Below are 17,069 nucleotides of genomic sequence, written 5' to 3' on the forward strand. Positions count from 1 at the left end.
AGCTTTTGTGACTCGTGAACTAGCTTTTGCGACTTGTAAACTAGCTTTTGTGACTTGTAAATTAGCTTTTGCGACTCGTGAACTAGCTTTTGCGACTTGTAAACTAGCTTTTGCGACTTGTAAATTAGTTATAGAGACGTTGCACTGCAACGTCTCTACATGAAAAAATTATGCCGAAAAATCCTTAACCAAAACGTATTGACTCCGCATTAGGCTGCGAAGCCACCATCAATCTTTAGGTTCGCGCCAGTAATAAAGCTGGCTTCGGGACTGGCGAGATAGGAAACAAAACTAGCGACTTCATCGCTTTGACCGTAGCGTCCCAAGGCGATTATCCCTTTTGCACCTTCGGCAAAAGGGCCGTCTGCTGGATTCATGTCGGTGTCCACTGGGCCGGGTTGGACATTGTTAACTGTGATACCACGAGGGCCAAGGTCGCGAGCAAGACCGCGTGTAAAACTAGCGATCGCACCTTTGGTCAAAGCATAAACTGAGAGACCGCCAACAGGAACGAGATCACTGTTGACGCTGCCGATCATAATGATACGTCCGCCCTCGCCCATGTGACGCACAGCCTCTTGAGTTGCGACAAAAACGCCCTTGACGTTAACTGCAACGAGCCGATCAAAATCATCTAGCGAGAACTGGTCGATTGGAGCCATAGTGGCGACCCCCGCGTTGTTAACGAGGATGTCAAGACGACCAAAAGTTTTTACTGTCTCAGCAACGGCGTTTTTCACTGCTTCAACATCGGCACTGTCAGCTTGTATAGCCAAGGCTCGACCACCTGCTGCTTCGATAACGCGCACCACCTCTTCAGCTTTTTGTGGTGAACTGGTGTAGGTGAGGGCGACAGCAGCGCCATCATCCGCCAGACGTTTGGCGATCGCAGCCCCCAAACCGCGTGAGCCACCAGTGACTAATGCTACTTTTTCAATAAGTTTATTCGTCATAAGTACCTAAAAAAATTAATTACACATTCTTCAACTTCCCAGTCAGCTGTTGAGGCAATTTTGCAAGAATTGCGGGAGTTGTGAGGCGACACGCGAGTCGCCTTGGTATCAGGAAATTCTGCGTAAGCTTACATCATATTTATGGGGTCTATATCTATTGTTAAACTGACAGACGCCGGACAAAGTTGACGCACTTGTTCCCAATCTGGTAACTGTGGTAATGCATTGGGGGCAAACTTGAGTAATATTTGCCAACGATAACGATTTGCTACTCGTAAAATATTAGCTGGTGCTGGCCCCAATAGATCTAAACCTTGTTGTTGTGGTAATGCAGCTGCAATTAGCTGTGCGACATTTTGGACTTCAATGGGATCAAGGCTGCTCAGACGTAACAAAATTAACCTGCCATAGGGAGGATAATTCAGTGCTTGCCGTTGTTCTAATTCTGTATTGGTGAAAGATTGATAATCATGATTTTGCACCGTTTCGATCACTGGATGCTCTGGTGTATAAGTTTGCACAATTACCCTACCCGGTTCCTCACCTCTACCAGCCCTTCCAGCGACCTGCGCCAAAGTTTGAAATGCTCGTTCGCTAGCGCGATAATCAGATAAATATAGTAATCCATCGGCGGCGACAACTCCTACAAGCGTCACCTGTGGTAAATCTAATCCTTTGGTGAGCATTTGCGTACCGATTAATAAATCAGCTTCGCCGTTAGCAAATTGGGTGATTAAGGTACGATGGGCGCCTTTGGTGCGGGTTGTATCACTATCAAAACGAATAAAACGCAACTCTGGAAATTGCTTTGTTAATTCCTGGGCGACTCGTTGTGTCCCACTACCAAAGAATTTTAAGTAAGGTGAACTGCATTCGGGGCAATTTTTGGGATGCGATCGCGCATAATTACAATAATGACAGCGCAAAATTTGTGGCCCTTCTGCCTCAGTTTGGTGATACGACAGCGACACATCACAATGAGGACATTCCAACACATATCCACAATTGCGACAAGACACAAAAGTACTATGTCCTCGGCGATGGATAAATAAAATTCCTTGTTGATTTCGTTGTTTTAATTGTTGCAACGCATCTTGTAGCGATCTACTAAATATCGAACGATTTCCCTGCTGTAACTCTTGTCGCATATCCACAATTTCCACACTTGGTAAAGGACGCGAATGGATACGTTCTGGAAGCGAGAGATAGTGAGAGGTGTGGGGAGTGTGGGGAGTGTGGGGAGTGTGGGAAGAAAAATTACTTCCTTGTCCCCCTTGTCCGAATCTCCGCTCCCCGCTCCCCAATCCCCGCTCCCCGCTCCCCGCTCCCCGATCCCTAACCCTCACCCAACTTTCCAAAGATGGTGTTGCGGAACCTAAAAGTAGGGGACAATTTTCTAATTCTGCGCGCCACTGGGCGACGGTGCGGGCGTGATAGGTGGGGATGGGAGAATCTTGTTTAAAACTGTTGTCGTGTTCTTCATCTAATATGATCAAACCCAAGTTTGGTAAGGGAGCAAAAACAGCGCTGCGTGTGCCAATTACTACTTGGGGTTCACCTGTGAGCATTTGTCGCCAGGTGTCGTAACGTTCGCCTGCGGAGAGGGCGCTGTGGTAGACGTTAATTTTGTTACCAAACCGGGCGCGGAAACGATCAGTTAGCTGCGGTGTCAACCCAATTTCCGGTACTAAGACCAGAGCAGATTTACCTTGGGCGAGTAAAGGGGCGATCGCTTGCAAATAAACTTCAGTTTTTCCGGAACCAGTCACTCCATGCAAGAGAAGTATTGCATATCCTTTTATTTCTTTGATGGTAGACAATGCCTGGAATTGAGCTGCGTTTAAAGATTTTGGTTGATCTGCTGCGACTGTGGGTCCGTTTTCGCTGCGTAATATTTCCCTTTGTTGAATGACAATACAACCTTGATCTTCTAATTTTTTTAAAGTCGGGGTGGTTGTATTACAAATTTGTAAAAATTCATTTAGCCATAATTCTCCACCATGACGCTTTAACACTTCTAATATTTCTCGTTGGCGCTTGCTGAGATCTATAGGTGGTACGCTGACAGTCAATGTTACGATGAGTTTGGTCTGAGGTTTAGAGTATTTAGGCAGTTCCATGTAGGTTTCTACCCAACTGCGTTGGATTAATTGCTTTTTTGCCCTGTCAAAACCTTTGATTTGGCGTCTTAAGAATTTAAAGCTATAGTCGCCCTCAGCCTGAGATTGAAGAATTTTGAGGAGTTCACGGGCTGGCAAACTAAGAAATTCATCCGCACCATAGGGAATATTTTCTCTTTTGAGGCGCAGACGAGAATGCGATCGCCCCAACAAACCTGGTGGTAGAGCAGTGCGAATTACTTGAATAAAAGGAGTGTAATAGTAGTCTGAAACTCTTTCTAACAATTGCCAGTAGCTTGGTTGAAAAAATTTCGAGTGAATTATATCTTCTACATCCCTAATATTTTCAGCCGCAAGGTTAGTTGGAGGTTGTGCTAACAAACGAATAGCTATTCCTCCTACCTGTTGTCTGCCAAATGGCACACTTAAAATATCTCCTGGTTTTACTTCTAACCCTGGTGGTAATCGATAGGTATAGAGTTTTTCTTCCTGTTGTTGTGCTGTTCCATCTTCTTTAGTAATTCCTGGAAAGTCTACTAGCACTTCAACCCATTGATTTTTATTTATTCCCACATCATAAGACTGCCCTGATTGGGCTACGACCAAAGGAGGTAAATTTACATCATTTATATACATGGTTCCTCAATTTCTAGATATATATTTATCTCTCTTAGTTACGGGAAATAGTCCTTCCTCGTCAGACTAACTATCTATCTAAATGTCAATTAAAATGTAATTCGCAATACTTTCATCAGACATAATACTTGATAAGTTTCCTCTTATGTAATTCCAACCAAGGAATTAATTTTATCTACATGCGGTAACACTTATTGAAAACAGACTAGACAAAATTAATCTCTTGCATCTTTTCAAGTTGATTTTTCTCTCTATGGTGAATAGGCAAGAGTGCTTTTCTCCCTATTGATAGATATTAAACACTCTCAGTGTATGAGATGCTTCTAACTAGGCTATGGATTGCCATACCTTTTGCTGGGTAAAGTTACCAAAAATCCAAAAGACCCATTGATGAGATTGAAGGATGTTTAAAGAATAACAAGGCATAAAAAATTAGAACTATTAGAAAAACATATGAATATTTCATGATTAATTAATCTCTTAGAGTAAGTTTTATATTTGTTAAGTTTGAGCAATTTTGATTGAGAGTCTTTGACATAGTTTGTAAATAAGAAAAAAAAATGAGGAACCCATGAATAGTCGAATTAGCAATGCACGCGTCAATGCGAACAGCAAAAATATATGTAAGAATGTATCTGATTGTAACCAATAGCAAAAATAAATAGTGGTCTTTCCCTCTTGCTATCCTTAGTAAACATAGGTAATCATGAGCAAAGACTGTTATTCGGAATCGTCTTAAAAATTAGCGAAAAGCTTTTTGCTAGAAAACAGGTGCATTTGTCAACTTATAAAAATTAATGAAGCATCTTATCTTAAAGCAGCTGTCACTAAGTTATGTATCAAACCAAGCAACAATCCCTAACAGAAGCTATGACTATTGCTGAATTGGGAACAATGGAAATGATAGAAAATGCTGCCGTTAATGAAGAACAAATTCTGGAAGTTTTAAACGCAGTGGCAGATGAAGAATCCCCAATTGCAGAAAACCTGGAAATAGATGGACGCAATGTAGATGAAATGGCAGCAGCGCGTCCTTCTGGATACAATAAAACCGAGTACGATGATGCTGTGGGCGCGTTTTTTAAAGAAATGGCGCGCTATCCATTATTAAAACCGGATGAAGAGGTTGAATTGGCGCGGCGAGTGCGGTTTTTAGAAGAATTTAACGAAATTCAAGCTGCATTGCAAGAAGAACTAGGGCATCAACCTAATAAATCAAATATAGCAGCACATCTAGAAATAACAGAAAAGCAGTTAGAAAATCGTTTATATCAAGGTAGGGTAGCGAAACGCAAAATGATTCGCTCAAACCTACGTCTTGTTGTATCAATTGCTAAACGATATTTAAATCGTGGCGTACCTTTTTTGGATTTAATTCAAGAAGGCGCCATGGGTTTAAACCGGGCGACAGAAAAATTTGATCCAGATAAAGGATATAAATTTTCTACATATGCTTATTGGTGGATTAGACAAGCAATTACACGGGCGATCGCTAACGATGCTCGTACTATCCGTTTACCAATTCATATAGTTGAAAAACTAAACAAACTTAAAAAAGCCCAGCGAGAACTAAAACAAAGACTAGGGCGTAATCCTAACGAAATCGAAATGGCGGAAGCATTAGAAATTCCGCCCCAACAATTACGCCAACTTCAACAATTACGACGTCAAGCATTATCTTTAAATCACCGTGTCGGTAAAGAAGAAGACACGGAATTAATGGATTTATTAGAAGATGAAGACAACCAATCTCCAGAAGCAAAAATGAATGAAAGCATGATGCGTCAGGAGATTTGGGAAGTATTAGGTGACGTACTCACACCACGAGAAAAAGACGTGATTTCCTTACGCTATGGGTTAACTACCAGCGAACCCTGTACCCTGGAAGAAGTTGGTAACATGTTCAACCTGTCTCGCGAACGAGTACGACAAATCCAAAGTAAAGCCATGCGAAAATTGCGGCGTCCCCACATCGCCAAGCGGTTGAAGGGATGGTTGATTTAATTTGTCACTTGTCATTTGTCATTGGTTAAGAGTTAAAGAATTTGAACTCTTGACTATCGGCTTTGATTATGGACTAATGACTAATGACAAATGACGAATGACTAATGACTTCTAAAAGTAATTTAATAGTGCGTTTTGCCGAACCTGCTGACTGTGGTGCAATATTTGACTTAGTAAAAGCACTTGCAGAATACGAAAAATTATCTCATGCAGTGACTGGCAGTCCTGCCGCACTAAAGGAGCATTTATTTGGCTCCCCTAAATATGCTGAGGCTATATTAGCAGAATATACAGGGCAAGCTGTGGGGTTTGCCCTGTTTTTTCATAATTATTCAACATTCCTAACTAAGCCAGGAATATATTTAGAAGATATATTTGTTTTGCCAGAGTATCGAAGTCAAGGAATTGGCAAAGCACTTTTAATTAAAGTTGCTCAGATAGCCGTAGAAAGAGATTGCGGACGCTTAGAGTGGAGTGTTTTAGATTGGAACGAATCAGCTCAAGCATTTTACCGCCACATGGGGGCATCAATTTTAGATGAATGGCGAATTTGTCGTGTTATGGGTGAAGAGTTGAGGGAGTTGGGGATAGGGAAATAGGAGATAAAGGGGACCAGGGGGACAAGGGGGACAAGGGAGCAGGGAGTGTGGGGGGAATTATTTAACAAGTCTCTTACCCAATCCCCGTTCCCCAATCCCCGTTCCCCGTTCCCCAATCCAAGTATGACAGCCTGTCTTTTGACGAGGAAAAGCTGTGAAGCTGAGAATTAGTAAGGATTATGGACTTGCTAGTCCTTTTTGCAGAGGAAACACGGAATGAAAAAGATTTTGTCAGTGTTGCTGCTTGGCATCACAATCTTCACCTTCGCTTTTAATCGCCCTGCTTTAGCCGCAGATGCAGCTAACGGTGCTAAAATCTTTAGTGCTAATTGTGCTTCTTGTCATGCAGGTGGTAAGAACTTAGTGCAAGCAAATAAAAGCTTGAGCAAAAGTGATTTGGAAAAATATGGCATGAACTCACCAGAGGCTATTATTGCCCAAGTAACAAATGGTAAAAATGCTATGCCGGCTTTTAAAGCTCGTTTAAAACCAGAGCAGATTGAAAATGTTGCTGCTTATGTGTTGGAACAAGCTGACAAAGGTTGGAAGTAAAAAATCAAGGCTAGAGACTAAGAATTAGCTGAAACAGAAAGAACCCCCACGACTCACTCGAATGAGCGTGGGATGAATTTCGCGTTATGTGAAAAGTAAGAAATTGACAAAAATCAAAATCGCTGCATTGTGGTCACGGTGCATAACTGTTCCGCAAGAATCACACTTGTGGGTACGAGTAGACAACGATTTTTTAACTCTTGCCCCACAAACAGAACAGTCTTGACTAGTGTAGTGGGGTGCGACTGCTATTTGTCATAAAATCGAGCTATTGCAAGCCAAGCTCTATCAGCAGATGCTTGACGCGCCATTGAATTAAGCTTGTTAGCAAAATCAAATTCCTTGGCTAAAACAGCGCAAAGTTTTTGCAGGTCATTTTTACCAACATCCTTGTTATCAATCCAGTGTCTTAGAGCTTTGTTGCGAATAAACAAAGCAGTTCTAATGGCTTCATCTATTGAATTGTACTGACTTTGTTTACCTTTTAACTTAGCTTCTAAAACTAACATCGTTTGCATTGTCCCCTTCTAAATCGGGCAGGCTTAATATACCCGACGAATAGCCCTGTTTGCGTATCGAAAAAACCCAGAAGCCTGCCCGATTTAGATACGTGGAAGACCCTCATTTCGATCTATTGACGATAAATTAATGTTAGCATACTTGTGTTCATATATGCAACCCAATCATGAAAGAAATCAGATTAAGTATCAGAGTCCCATATCATGAAATGATGATTTTAGAAAAGTATGCAGAAAAAACAAAACGAACCAAGACTGACTTAGTTCGTGAATGGATTCGTTCGCTAGAAAAGCTTGACTGCACCTAAAGGTCGCACTCTTTGCATCCCACACCTAAAGGACAGGAATCGTTGCTACGCAACTGTCCTTTGTGGGCTTTCTGCTTTAATCAGTGTAAGGCGGAAGGTAGGTTACAAAATTTCCAATAACTGCGCCTCGCTCAACTGCGTAATTCCCAATGCTTTGGCTTTTGCTAATTTAGAGCCTGCGTCTTCTCCGACAACTAAATAGTCTGTTTTTTTACTAACTGACTCTGTAACTTTCCCACCTGCTTTTTGAATTAAAGCCTTGGCTTCATCGCGTTTCAAACTGGGAAGAGTACCAGTAATCACAAAAGTTTTACCTGCAAGTTTTTGATTGTCACCATCAGATGTAACAACTGTGGTGTCTTCTGTGGTGATAAATTGTAACCCTGCTGCTTGCAAGCGTTGAATTAATGTTTGATTGGCGCTGATACCGAACCATTGGTAGATGCTATCGGCGATTTCTGCACCAATACCGTAAATACCTTCAATGTCAGAAACTCGTGCTGTTTGTATCTGTTCAACACTTTTGAATTTCTCGGTTAATAATTGGGCTGTGACATTACCAACATGACGGATACCTAAACCATACAATACCCTTGACCAAGGTTGGTTTTTTGATTGAGCGATCGCATCTATAATTTTATCTGCCGATTTTTGACCCATTCTTTCTAAATCATATAATTTGTCGCTTGTCAAGTCATATAAATCGGCAACGGAATGTACCAATTCTTTATCAACGAGTTGATGTACCAGTTTTTCTCCGATACCGCGAATATCCAAAGCATCACGGCTTACCCAATGTTCTATTGATCCTTTGAGAATTGCAGCACAGGAAGTGTTGACGCAGCGAGTCACGGCTTCTCCCTTTTCCCGCACCACGGGTTGACCGCATACTGGGCAATGGCTAGGCATCACAAAGGGTTCTGTGTCTGGGGGACGAAGTTCTTTCAGGACACGCACGACTTCGGGAATGATTTCCCCGGCTTTGCGGACAATCACAGTATCACCGATGCGGATATCTAATTGAGCGATGCGATCGGCGTTGTGGAGAGTAGCGCGAGATACGGTTGTTCCTGCTAATTGTACAGGGTGCATTTCTGCTAGGGGAGTTAGTGCGCCTGTGCGTCCGACGTTGACGGCAATATTTTCTACACGGGTAGGTGCTTCTTCGGCTGCATACTTGAGTGCGATCGCCCACCGAGGAAATTTTTGTGTAAACCCTAGCTGTTCTTGCAATTTAAAAGAATTGATCTTTACTACTACCCCATCTGTCATGTAGGGTAAATTCAGTCGTTCTGTATCCCAGTGTTGGTAATATTCTGCTACTTCTGCTAAAGAAGCACATAATTTTTGATTGGGGTTAACGCGAAAACCCATTTTTTGCAATAACGCCAAAGCTTCCCACTGACTACTAGCAATACTCGCATCGTCCATACCAGGAATATGCAGCGTGTAGGCAAAAAAATCTAATCTTCTTTGCGCCACAATGCGAGAGTCTAATTGTCTGAGTGTACCGGCGGCGGCGTTGCGAGGATTAGCAAATGACGATTCGCCTGCTTTTTGCCTTTCTTCGTTGATTTGTTTAAATACATCTAAAGGTAAAAAAGTTTCGCCGCGCACTTCTACTCGTTCTAGTAAAGAAGTTACATGTAACGTCTCTACATTTAAGCGCAAGGGAATTGAACGAATTGTCCGCACATTTTGGGTGATGTCTTCACCCATGACTCCATCGCCTCTAGTTGCGCCTCTGATGAGAACACCATTTTCATAAGTCAAAGCCAAAGCATTACCATCTATCTTTAATTCACAAACATACTCTGCTGCTGTTTGTGAAGGTACTTGTCGCCGCCAGCGCTGATCCCAAGTCTGTAACTCATCGACATTAAACGCATTTTCTAAACTATAGAGTGGGATGTTGTGGCGAACCGAAGTAAACTGTGTAGCAGGTTTTTCACCCACACGTTGAGTCGGACTATCCGGTGTCACCAATTCTGGATACTGGGTTTCCAGGTTTTGCAGTTCTCGATACAACTGGTCATAAACTGCATCCTCCATCATGGGAGAATCAAGGACGTAGTAGGCATAACTAGCCTGTTGTAATAGCTGTCGCAATTCCTGGACTCGTTGTTTTACTTCCGCTTTTATCGGTTCCACCAAACGTATCTCCTTTCTCACCCAAACTATAGACTTCTTGTAGAAGTCGGAAAAAAGTTAAAGGAATTGTTGTTTCTTTTTACCCTTTATCTTTTGTACCCTTTAAATCCAAAATCTAAAATCCAAAATTGCCATCAATTCCTCCATTCGGTTGAATCTATAGAATGATGTGCTTATGTTAACGCCTTTGTAGTATGCTTGTAGTTTATTAATGCTAGGCGGTAGTTCACTATGACATCTGTATATGAATACAGCAAGCTTGCCAACGCAGAAGATGTGAAAAGATTAGGGGAAATCCTTGGTCAGTGTTTTATTGGCGCGCTAGAAGATCAAGAAAGTTACATTAACATTATTGGTGTAGACAATTTCCGTATCCTCCATCAAAAAGGACAAATTGCTGGTGGATTGGCAATTATTCCAATGGGACAATGGTGGGGTAGTCAGCGTATACCGATGGGGGGAATTGCTGCTGTTGGTATTGCTCCAGAATATCGTGGTACGGGAGCAGCTATCACGATGATCCAACACACTCTTAAAGAACTCCATGCTAGGAGTGTACCTATTTCTGTTCTTTATCCTGCCACTCAACGCCTCTATCGCAAAGCAGGATATGAGCAAGCAGGAAGTTTTTGTACTTGGGAAATTCCTTGTGAGACTCTCTCCACCACAAAACAATCACTTCCTGTTGTGCGAGTTGAATTTGATATTAAACTTTTGAATCAACTCTATCAGCAAAAAGCCAGATTGATTAATGGACACCTAGACCGATATCAAGCAATCTGGGAGAGTTTAAGCAAACCAGATGAAAAGGAAACAGTCTACACTTATTTAATTGGTTCGCTTAATCAACCTGAAGGTTACATTATTTTTAGCCAACACGTAACAGAAGATGGCACGATTTTGAGAATTAAAGATTGGGTATTGCTGACAACTGCGGCGTTACAATCTTTTTGGAATTTTATAGCCAGCCATCGATCGCAAATAAAAAAAGTACGATGGCGCAGTTCTGTTGTTGATTATCTAGGATTAGTGCTACCAGAGCAAACAACCAAAATCAAATCAACAATGCGCTGGATGCTGCGGGTGATTGATGTTGTTAAGGCGCTAGAGATGCGGGGTTATTCACCGGGAATAGAAGCTGAACTGCATCTAGAAATTCAAGATGATTTGTTTGCTGAAAATAACGGTAAATTTATTCTTGCTGTCTCTAATGGGCGTGGGGAAGTGACAAGTGGGGGTCAAGGCGAGTTACAGCTAGAGATTAAAGGACTAGCACCCCTCTACACAGGCTTATTTACACCCCAGCAGTTACAACTAGCCGGAAAATTGACTGCAACAGAATCAGCACTTCTTGCAGCTACACAAATATTTACAGGCGCATCTCCTTGGACGCCAGATTTCTTTTGAAAGTTGTCATTTGTCCTTTTGTTAATTCATTGACCAATGGCTAATGACCAATAACCAATAACCAATGACTAATGACTAAAATTCATCAAACATCTGGTCGCTGGCGCTTAGGACTAGCATTGTCGCTAGTGACTGTTTTTTTGTGGGGAATTCTACCAATCGCCTTATCAGTAACATTAGAAAAAATAGATGTATATACTATCACCTGGTTTCGTTTTTTTGTCGCGTTTGTTTTGCTAGCAATTTATTTAGGTGTACAGGGGAATTTACCTACATTCACACGACTACGTTCTACTTCTTGGAAATTGTTAGCGATCGCAACAATTTTCTTAGCTGGAAATTACATTTGTTTCCTGCAAGGCTTGATGTTAACTTCACCTTCCAACGCCCAAGTACTCATCCAATTAGCGCCTTTTTTCATGGGTTTGGGAGGTTTATTGATTTTCCGAGAACAATATACACTGGCTCAGTGGCTTGCTTTAGGAATTCTCAGTTTAGGTTTTATTTTGTTTTTTAACGAACAACTTTTGCAATCATTTCTAGGAATTTCTCAATCCACTAATTCCTCTCAGCTATATCTAAATTTTAACGGTTATAAAATTATTCTTCAGCCTTATCAAAAATATTTAATTGGTAGTAGTTTTATTGTACTAGCAGCAGTTACTTGGGCAGTTTATGCCTTAGCCCAAAAACAGTTATTAAAATCTTTACCTTCTACTAATATTATGTTGATTATTTATGGAGGTTGTACTTTATTTTTCTCTATATTTGCCAACCTCAAAATAATTTTGCTACTTGACTCTTTTCATTTCGGAATATTATTTTTCTGCGCTTTAAACACTCTCATTGCTTATGGTGCTTTTTCCGAAGCTTTGGAACACTGGGAAGCTTCACGAGTCAGTGCAGTATTGGCTTGTACGCCGATTGTCACTTTATTATCAGTAAGATTTGTATCGGTAATTGCACCTGATTTAATTGCTTCTGAACAATTAACTTTGGTAGGCATATTAGGAGCAATTTTAATAGTCACTAGTTCAGTAGCGATCGCCTTGAATAAACGCTAGTTAAATTTTATTTTCTAAGTACTTTTACTGTTGCATTAATCAAGTTAATAACATTCTAATGATGATGATTTGTATCACGTAAGCGAATGTTTTTGTTCTTTGATATGATGACATAGTTATCGTCAGCTAAAGGCTTCGATTGACATCTAGGTAAGTAACTCAACTTATCCAGTAGACTTGACAAAATTTCACGAACTGCGAAAAATCCAATAGATTCAGAGGCGCATCACAAAAACTAAAATCAAGGTGTAAAAATGACTACCACACCACACGCCTCGTCAACAAAATTACTGTGTATCGTCGAACAATGAATAGCTTGTTTGGTAAATGGATCAGCACCCTGAGAAAAAATTGGCTGTTGCTGATTCTCTCGACGGTGCTGCCAACATTTGGGCTGAGTTATTCAGCCTCAAGCGCAGAACGGATTTATGGTTCTTATTCGGCTATAGAACGTTCTGTGTCTGTGACAGCCTTAGAAAACTTCGCCACCAATGGCGTAGCAGATGAAGAATTAGCGGCTTACACCCAATTTCTGAAACCAGAACAGCTTCAGGAGTTGCGCCGAACATTAATTAGTCCGATCAAAGTTCATCCTGTAGCGGTGTCACAGTTTCTTTATACACCGCAGGGAGAATTTTTGCTCAAACGCTTGGGAGAAGTCATTAGAACGGAATCTCGCCAACCAGAACCAGGATTTCATGCTTTGCGTGCGGCGTTGATTTTAGCTGCCAATGAGCCAGGGGGCTTAACGCTATTAAATTTGATACGGAAGTATCCCAACCCCAGCATTCATGTTGACTTAGCGCGTACCCTTGGTATAGCAGCAGAACTGGAAAAAATGGTGAATGACAGCAAGCGCGCTGTAGAAGCAGTTTCTCAAAAATCAGCAACAGAAGCTGCTAGTATTCCGCCATCGTTTAATCTTTCGGAATTACCAGATGTACAGCGTCCGGGAAAATTTGGTGTAATCCAAGCCTCGTTGAAAAATGTAGACGGCGCAAGAGGGCGAGAAAGACTTTTGTTGAGTGATGTTTATCTACCCAAAACTCGCACCAAACTTCCTGTAATCGTCATTTCTCATGGATTAGGCACAGACAGCAGCAACTTTCAATACTTGGCTAAGTATCTAGCTTCCCACGGTTTTGCTGTCATAGTTCCCAATCATCCAGGTAGTGACACTCAACAATTGCGATCGCTACTTAACGGTAGTGCAAAGGAGATAGCACAAGCGGACGAATTTTACAACCGTCCCCTGGATATAAAATATATACTAGACCGCCTAGAGAATGATCCTAAGTTTAAGAATCGACTTAACTTACAACAAGTCGGTGTAATTGGACAATCATTTGGTGGTTATACAGCTTTAGCTTTAGCTGGCGCCAAGATTAACTTTGAACAACTCAACAAAGACTGCAATCCAAAAAGACTCCAGCAAACTTGGAATATGTCTTTGCTATTCCAGTGTCGCGCCTTAGAATTACATGGCAACAAATATGGTATTAACTATAACTTGCGGGATGAGCGAGTCAAAGCTGCGATCGCAATTAATCCAATCACCAGCAGCATATTTGGTGAAGCGGGCTTAAGTCAAATTAAAATTCCGGTCATGATCGTTGCTGGGAGTGATGATACTATTGCACCAGCTTTATATGAACAAATACAACCCTTCTCCTGGATTACCTATTCTCACAAGTATCTGGTTGTGCTTGCTGGTGGGACACATTTTTCTAGTATTGGCGAGAGTGGTAATTCTTCTAAACAAATACCATTACCTTCAAACTTAATTGGAGATGATCCTAGACAAGCACGTCTTTATATCAGCATCTTGAGTGTACCTTTTTTGCAAACTTACGTGAGTGGCATGTCAAAATACTCTCCCTATTTAAATGCTGCCTATGCTAAATCTATTTCTAACCAGAAGATGAGCTTGAGTCTGATTGAGTCTTTGACTCCAAACGAACTAGCAAGAGCTACACAAAAATAATTATTATACCGCTAACGGTTTAAACCGTTAGCTAATAGCACAAGTCGTCTTCAGACGACTTCATAAAATCAAGCCCACAAATTGGCTTGTAGAGACGTAGCATTGCTACGTCTCTACATCTGGTGGAATGACGAAAAATCGTTGATGAGAGATGTCACCCCTGATTCGCCAGCTGCATCCTCAACAGAAGTCGGGGATCTTGAACTTTGTGTTTGTGATTCGCACAAACCTTATGATAAGCATAAATTAATCAAGATGTTTTTACAATTTTAAATAACTAATAACAAACTTTAAAAATTGACATTTTACAAATGTAGTGCATCCAGATAAAGATTAAATAAGTGAGCATAATTACCCCAAAAAATTGTTGGAGGCAAGCAATGGTTGCACTAACTGATCGTGAGAATACAAAATCGCCAGGTCGCTTGACTACACAAACGATTGAGATTGGATCGCAAACGATCGCTATTCGTTCTCTAGATTGGGATCGCGATCGCTTTGACATTGAGTTTGGATTGCAGAATGGCACAACTTATAATTCCTTTGTGATTAGAGGTGAAAAAACTGCACTAGTTGATACTTCTCATCGCAAATTCCAGGAATTATACTTAGATGCTATCAAAGGCTTGATTGACCTCTCAACCCTGGATTACTTAATTATTAGCCATACTGAACCGGATCATAGTGGTTTGGTAAAAGAAGTATTGCAGTTAGCACCTCAAGTCACAGTAGTCGGGGCAAAAGTTGCGATTCAATTTTTGGAAAACATGGTACATCAGCCATTCCAATCTTTAATTGTCAAGAATGGCGATCGCTTGGATTTAGGCAACGGACATCAGTTAGAATTTGTCTCTGCTCCCAATCTTCATTGGCCAGATACCATTTTTACCTACGATAGTAAAACCCGCATCCTTTATACTTGTGATGCTTTTGGGATGCATTACTGTGATGACTATACTTTTGACGAAGATCGAGAATTACTAGAAAAAGACTTTAAATATTACTATGATTGCCTGATGGGGCCAAATGCCCGTTCTGTGCTGTCTGCAATCAAGCGGATGGAAAAACTAGATGTTGGGATGATTGCTACAGGACACGGGCCTTTATTGCAACACTACCTGTCAGACTGGGTAAGTTCCTATCAAAAATGGAGCCAGGAACAAGCAAAAGCAGATACCTTTGTTGCCCTGTTTTACTGTGAAGATTACGGATATAGTGACCAATTAGCAAGAGCGATCACTCATGGAATTACAAGAAATGGTGTCGCAGTTGAACTGGTAGATTTAAGTACTGCTGAACCCCAAGAAGTTCGAGAATTCGTGAGTCAAGCAAGTGGTTTAATTATTGGAATGCCATCTCAATCTGATCAAAATGCCCATGCAGCTTTAAGTACTATTCTCGCAGCTGCTCACAATAAACAAGCAGTAGGGTTGTTTGAAACTGGTGGTGGGGAAGATGAACCAATATATCCTTTGCGGAATAAATTTCAAGAAATCGGACTGACTGAAGCTTTTCCGCCGATTCTGATTAAAGAACCACCGACAAAAGTAATAGAACAAATGTGTGATGAAGCGGGAACTGATATCGGACAATGGTTAATGCGCGATCGCACGATTAAACAAATCAAAACCCTAGATAATGACTTAGAAAGAGCATTAGGAAGACTTAGTAGTGGACTCTATATCATTACTGCCCAAAAAGGCGATGTTAATAGTGCTATGTTAGCTTCTTGGGTGATGCAAGCAAGCATGAATCCTTTAGGAGTCGCCATTGCAGTTGCCAAAGATCGGGCTATTGAATCTTTGTTGCATATAGGCGATCGCTTTATTCTCAACGTCTTAGAGGAAGACAACTATCAAAGCTTAATGAAACACTTCCTCAAGCGTTTCTCTCCTGGTGCAGATCGGTTTGCAGATATCAAAACTTACGCCGCTAGCAATGGCTGTCCCATTTTGGCAGATGCCTTAGCATACATGGAATGTGAAGTCACAACCCGCATGGAGTGCAGCGATCATTGGATTATTTACAGCAGTGTCCACACTGGTAGAGTCGGCAAACTAGACACCCTCACCGCCGTTCACCATCGTAAAGTGGGAAACCATTATTAACACGGGTGTAAGAGTATAAGGGTCTACACCCTAAAACCAGTATTTTTTGAGCAAAGTGTAAAAAACCTACACCTCTGAGCTACACCCATCTCGACAAGTTAGCTTCATCGGAGTCATTATAATGATGCAATTGCTGAAAGATTTGCCAGTCAAACCTGTAAAACGAGAAAGTTGGTTGAATTTGGGACGGATTGTACAAGCACTGGAACTAATTCAGGATTTAATTGTGATTTCTTTATGCATCGGGCTATTTAGCTTTATGGTGCTGCAAATCTGGACTATGTTCCTTTCTTTGATTCCCCCGATTTACTCCCACACTGTGACGGCAGATATTCTGTCATTGCTGATTTTAGTAGAGTTATTTCGTCTGTTGATTATTTATTTGCAAGAGCAACGGGTTTCAATTGGGGTTGCTGTGGAAGTCTCGATTGTTTCTGTACTCCGAGAAATGATTGTCAGAGGTGTACTAGAAACTACGTTTGTGCAAGTTTTGGCTGCTTGTGCTTTTTTGCTGGTGTTGGGTGCATTGATGGTTTTGAGAGTATGGCTTCCTCCAACTTTTGAAGGTATTGATCCTGAACAAGAAGTCTCGAAGCGTTACAAAAAACGTCTCGCCCAAGAGATTAATAGTCATTCTAATTTTTGAATGTTCCCCTTTCCCCATT

General features: G+C 41.3%; 13 protein-coding genes. 8 read left to right on the plus strand and 5 right to left on the minus strand.

From position 1 onward, the window contains the following. Positions 1 to 209: 209 nt before the first annotated feature. Both AC5JMK_RS16575 and priA read right to left on the minus strand, forming a co-directional pair. Entirely contained in the window at positions 210 to 953 is a 744-nt protein-coding gene (locus AC5JMK_RS16575) for a 3-oxoacyl-ACP reductase family protein (protein ID WP_495910595.1), read from the minus strand. A gap of 128 nt (positions 954 to 1,081) precedes the next feature. After that, a complete protein-coding gene (gene priA, locus AC5JMK_RS16580; protein WP_495910596.1) occupies positions 1,082 to 3,709 on the minus strand; it encodes a primosomal protein N' in 2,628 nt (875 codons plus the stop codon). A gap of 834 nt (positions 3,710 to 4,543) precedes the next feature. On the opposite strand from priA, the gene AC5JMK_RS16585 reads away from it, so the two are divergent. The 3 genes from AC5JMK_RS16585 (at position 4,544) to petJ (ending at position 6,864) form a co-directional block, all read left to right on the plus strand. Beyond that, positions 4,544 to 5,713, plus strand: coding sequence for an RpoD/SigA family RNA polymerase sigma factor (locus AC5JMK_RS16585; RefSeq protein ID WP_096677244.1), 1,170 nt, complete (start codon positions 4,544 to 4,546; stop codon positions 5,711 to 5,713). 104 nt (positions 5,714 to 5,817) lie between these two features. Next, positions 5,818 to 6,312, plus strand: coding sequence for a GNAT family N-acetyltransferase (locus AC5JMK_RS16590; protein ID WP_096677243.1), 495 nt, complete (start codon positions 5,818 to 5,820; stop codon positions 6,310 to 6,312). 216 nt (positions 6,313 to 6,528) lie between these two features. Then, a complete protein-coding gene (gene petJ, locus AC5JMK_RS16595) occupies positions 6,529 to 6,864 on the plus strand; it encodes a cytochrome c6 PetJ (RefSeq protein ID WP_096677242.1) in 336 nt (111 codons plus the stop codon). An 84-nt stretch (positions 6,865 to 6,948) separates the two neighbouring features. Here petJ and AC5JMK_RS16600 read toward each other — a convergent pair whose 3' ends face one another. The 3 genes from AC5JMK_RS16600 to ligA all read right to left on the minus strand — a co-directional run bounded on the left by AC5JMK_RS16600 (position 6,949) and on the right by ligA (position 9,841). Next, positions 6,949 to 7,116 carry a zinc ribbon domain-containing protein gene (locus AC5JMK_RS16600; protein ID WP_495910614.1) on the minus strand — a complete coding sequence of 56 codons (168 nt, stop codon included), beginning with the start codon at positions 7,114 to 7,116 and terminating at the stop codon, positions 6,949 to 6,951. Next, positions 7,113 to 7,373, minus strand: coding sequence for a hypothetical protein (locus AC5JMK_RS16605; RefSeq protein ID WP_495910597.1), 261 nt, complete (start codon positions 7,371 to 7,373; stop codon positions 7,113 to 7,115). Before AC5JMK_RS16605 ends, AC5JMK_RS16600 begins: the two co-directional genes overlap by 4 nt. A 419-nt stretch (positions 7,374 to 7,792) precedes the next feature. Further along, positions 7,793 to 9,841 (minus strand): NAD-dependent DNA ligase LigA, encoded by a 2,049-nt coding sequence (gene ligA, locus AC5JMK_RS16610; RefSeq protein WP_096677241.1) that lies wholly within the window; start codon positions 9,839 to 9,841, stop codon positions 7,793 to 7,795. A 231-nt stretch (positions 9,842 to 10,072) separates the two neighbouring features. On the opposite strand from ligA, the gene AC5JMK_RS16615 reads away from it, so the two are divergent. From AC5JMK_RS16615 to AC5JMK_RS16635, 5 genes are all read left to right on the plus strand, one after another. After that, complete coding sequence (locus tag AC5JMK_RS16615; protein WP_096677240.1) at positions 10,073 to 11,248, plus strand: GNAT family N-acetyltransferase; 1,176 nt, start codon at positions 10,073 to 10,075, stop codon at positions 11,246 to 11,248. Between the two features lie 71 nt (positions 11,249 to 11,319). Further along, the gene (locus AC5JMK_RS16620; protein ID WP_096677239.1) at positions 11,320 to 12,312 is read left to right on the plus strand and encodes a DMT family transporter; all 993 of its coding nucleotides are present in this window, start codon (positions 11,320 to 11,322) and stop codon (positions 12,310 to 12,312) included. Positions 12,313 to 12,619: 307 nt separating this feature from the next. Then, positions 12,620 to 14,296: an alpha/beta hydrolase gene (locus AC5JMK_RS16625; protein ID WP_495910598.1), complete on the plus strand. Its 1,677-nt coding sequence runs from the start codon at positions 12,620 to 12,622 to the stop codon at positions 14,294 to 14,296. Between the two features lie 380 nt (positions 14,297 to 14,676). Then, positions 14,677 to 16,404: a diflavin flavoprotein gene (locus tag AC5JMK_RS16630; RefSeq protein ID WP_495910599.1), complete on the plus strand. Its 1,728-nt coding sequence runs from the start codon at positions 14,677 to 14,679 to the stop codon at positions 16,402 to 16,404. A 124-nt stretch (positions 16,405 to 16,528) separates the two neighbouring features. After that, positions 16,529 to 17,050, plus strand: coding sequence for a phosphate-starvation-inducible PsiE family protein (locus AC5JMK_RS16635; RefSeq protein ID WP_495910615.1), 522 nt, complete (start codon positions 16,529 to 16,531; stop codon positions 17,048 to 17,050). The last annotated feature ends 19 nt before the right edge of the window (positions 17,051 to 17,069 follow it).

The sequence above is a fragment of the Pelatocladus sp. genome, from assembly GCF_059505505.1.

Bases quoted from the DNA above. Each gene is read 5' to 3' on its own strand.
- AC5JMK_RS16575 (WP_495910595.1), bottom strand. From the start codon at position 953: ATGACGAATAAACTTATTGAAAAAGTAGCATTAGTCACTGGTGGCTCA.
- priA (WP_495910596.1), bottom strand. From the start codon at position 3,709: ATGTATATAAATGATGTAAATTTACCTCCTTTGGTCGTAGCCCAATCA.
- AC5JMK_RS16585 (WP_096677244.1), top strand. From the start codon at position 4,544: ATGTATCAAACCAAGCAACAATCCCTAACAGAAGCTATGACTATTGCT.
- AC5JMK_RS16590 (WP_096677243.1), top strand. From the start codon at position 5,818: ATGACTTCTAAAAGTAATTTAATAGTGCGTTTTGCCGAACCTGCTGAC.
- petJ (WP_096677242.1), top strand. From the start codon at position 6,529: ATGAAAAAGATTTTGTCAGTGTTGCTGCTTGGCATCACAATCTTCACC.
- AC5JMK_RS16605 (WP_495910597.1), bottom strand. From the start codon at position 7,373: ATGTTAGTTTTAGAAGCTAAGTTAAAAGGTAAACAAAGTCAGTACAAT.
- AC5JMK_RS16615 (WP_096677240.1), top strand. From the start codon at position 10,073: ATGACATCTGTATATGAATACAGCAAGCTTGCCAACGCAGAAGATGTG.
- AC5JMK_RS16620 (WP_096677239.1), top strand. From the start codon at position 11,320: ATGACTAAAATTCATCAAACATCTGGTCGCTGGCGCTTAGGACTAGCA.
- AC5JMK_RS16625 (WP_495910598.1), top strand. From the start codon at position 12,620: ATGAATAGCTTGTTTGGTAAATGGATCAGCACCCTGAGAAAAAATTGG.
- AC5JMK_RS16630 (WP_495910599.1), top strand. From the start codon at position 14,677: ATGGTTGCACTAACTGATCGTGAGAATACAAAATCGCCAGGTCGCTTG.
- AC5JMK_RS16635 (WP_495910615.1), top strand. From the start codon at position 16,529: ATGCAATTGCTGAAAGATTTGCCAGTCAAACCTGTAAAACGAGAAAGT.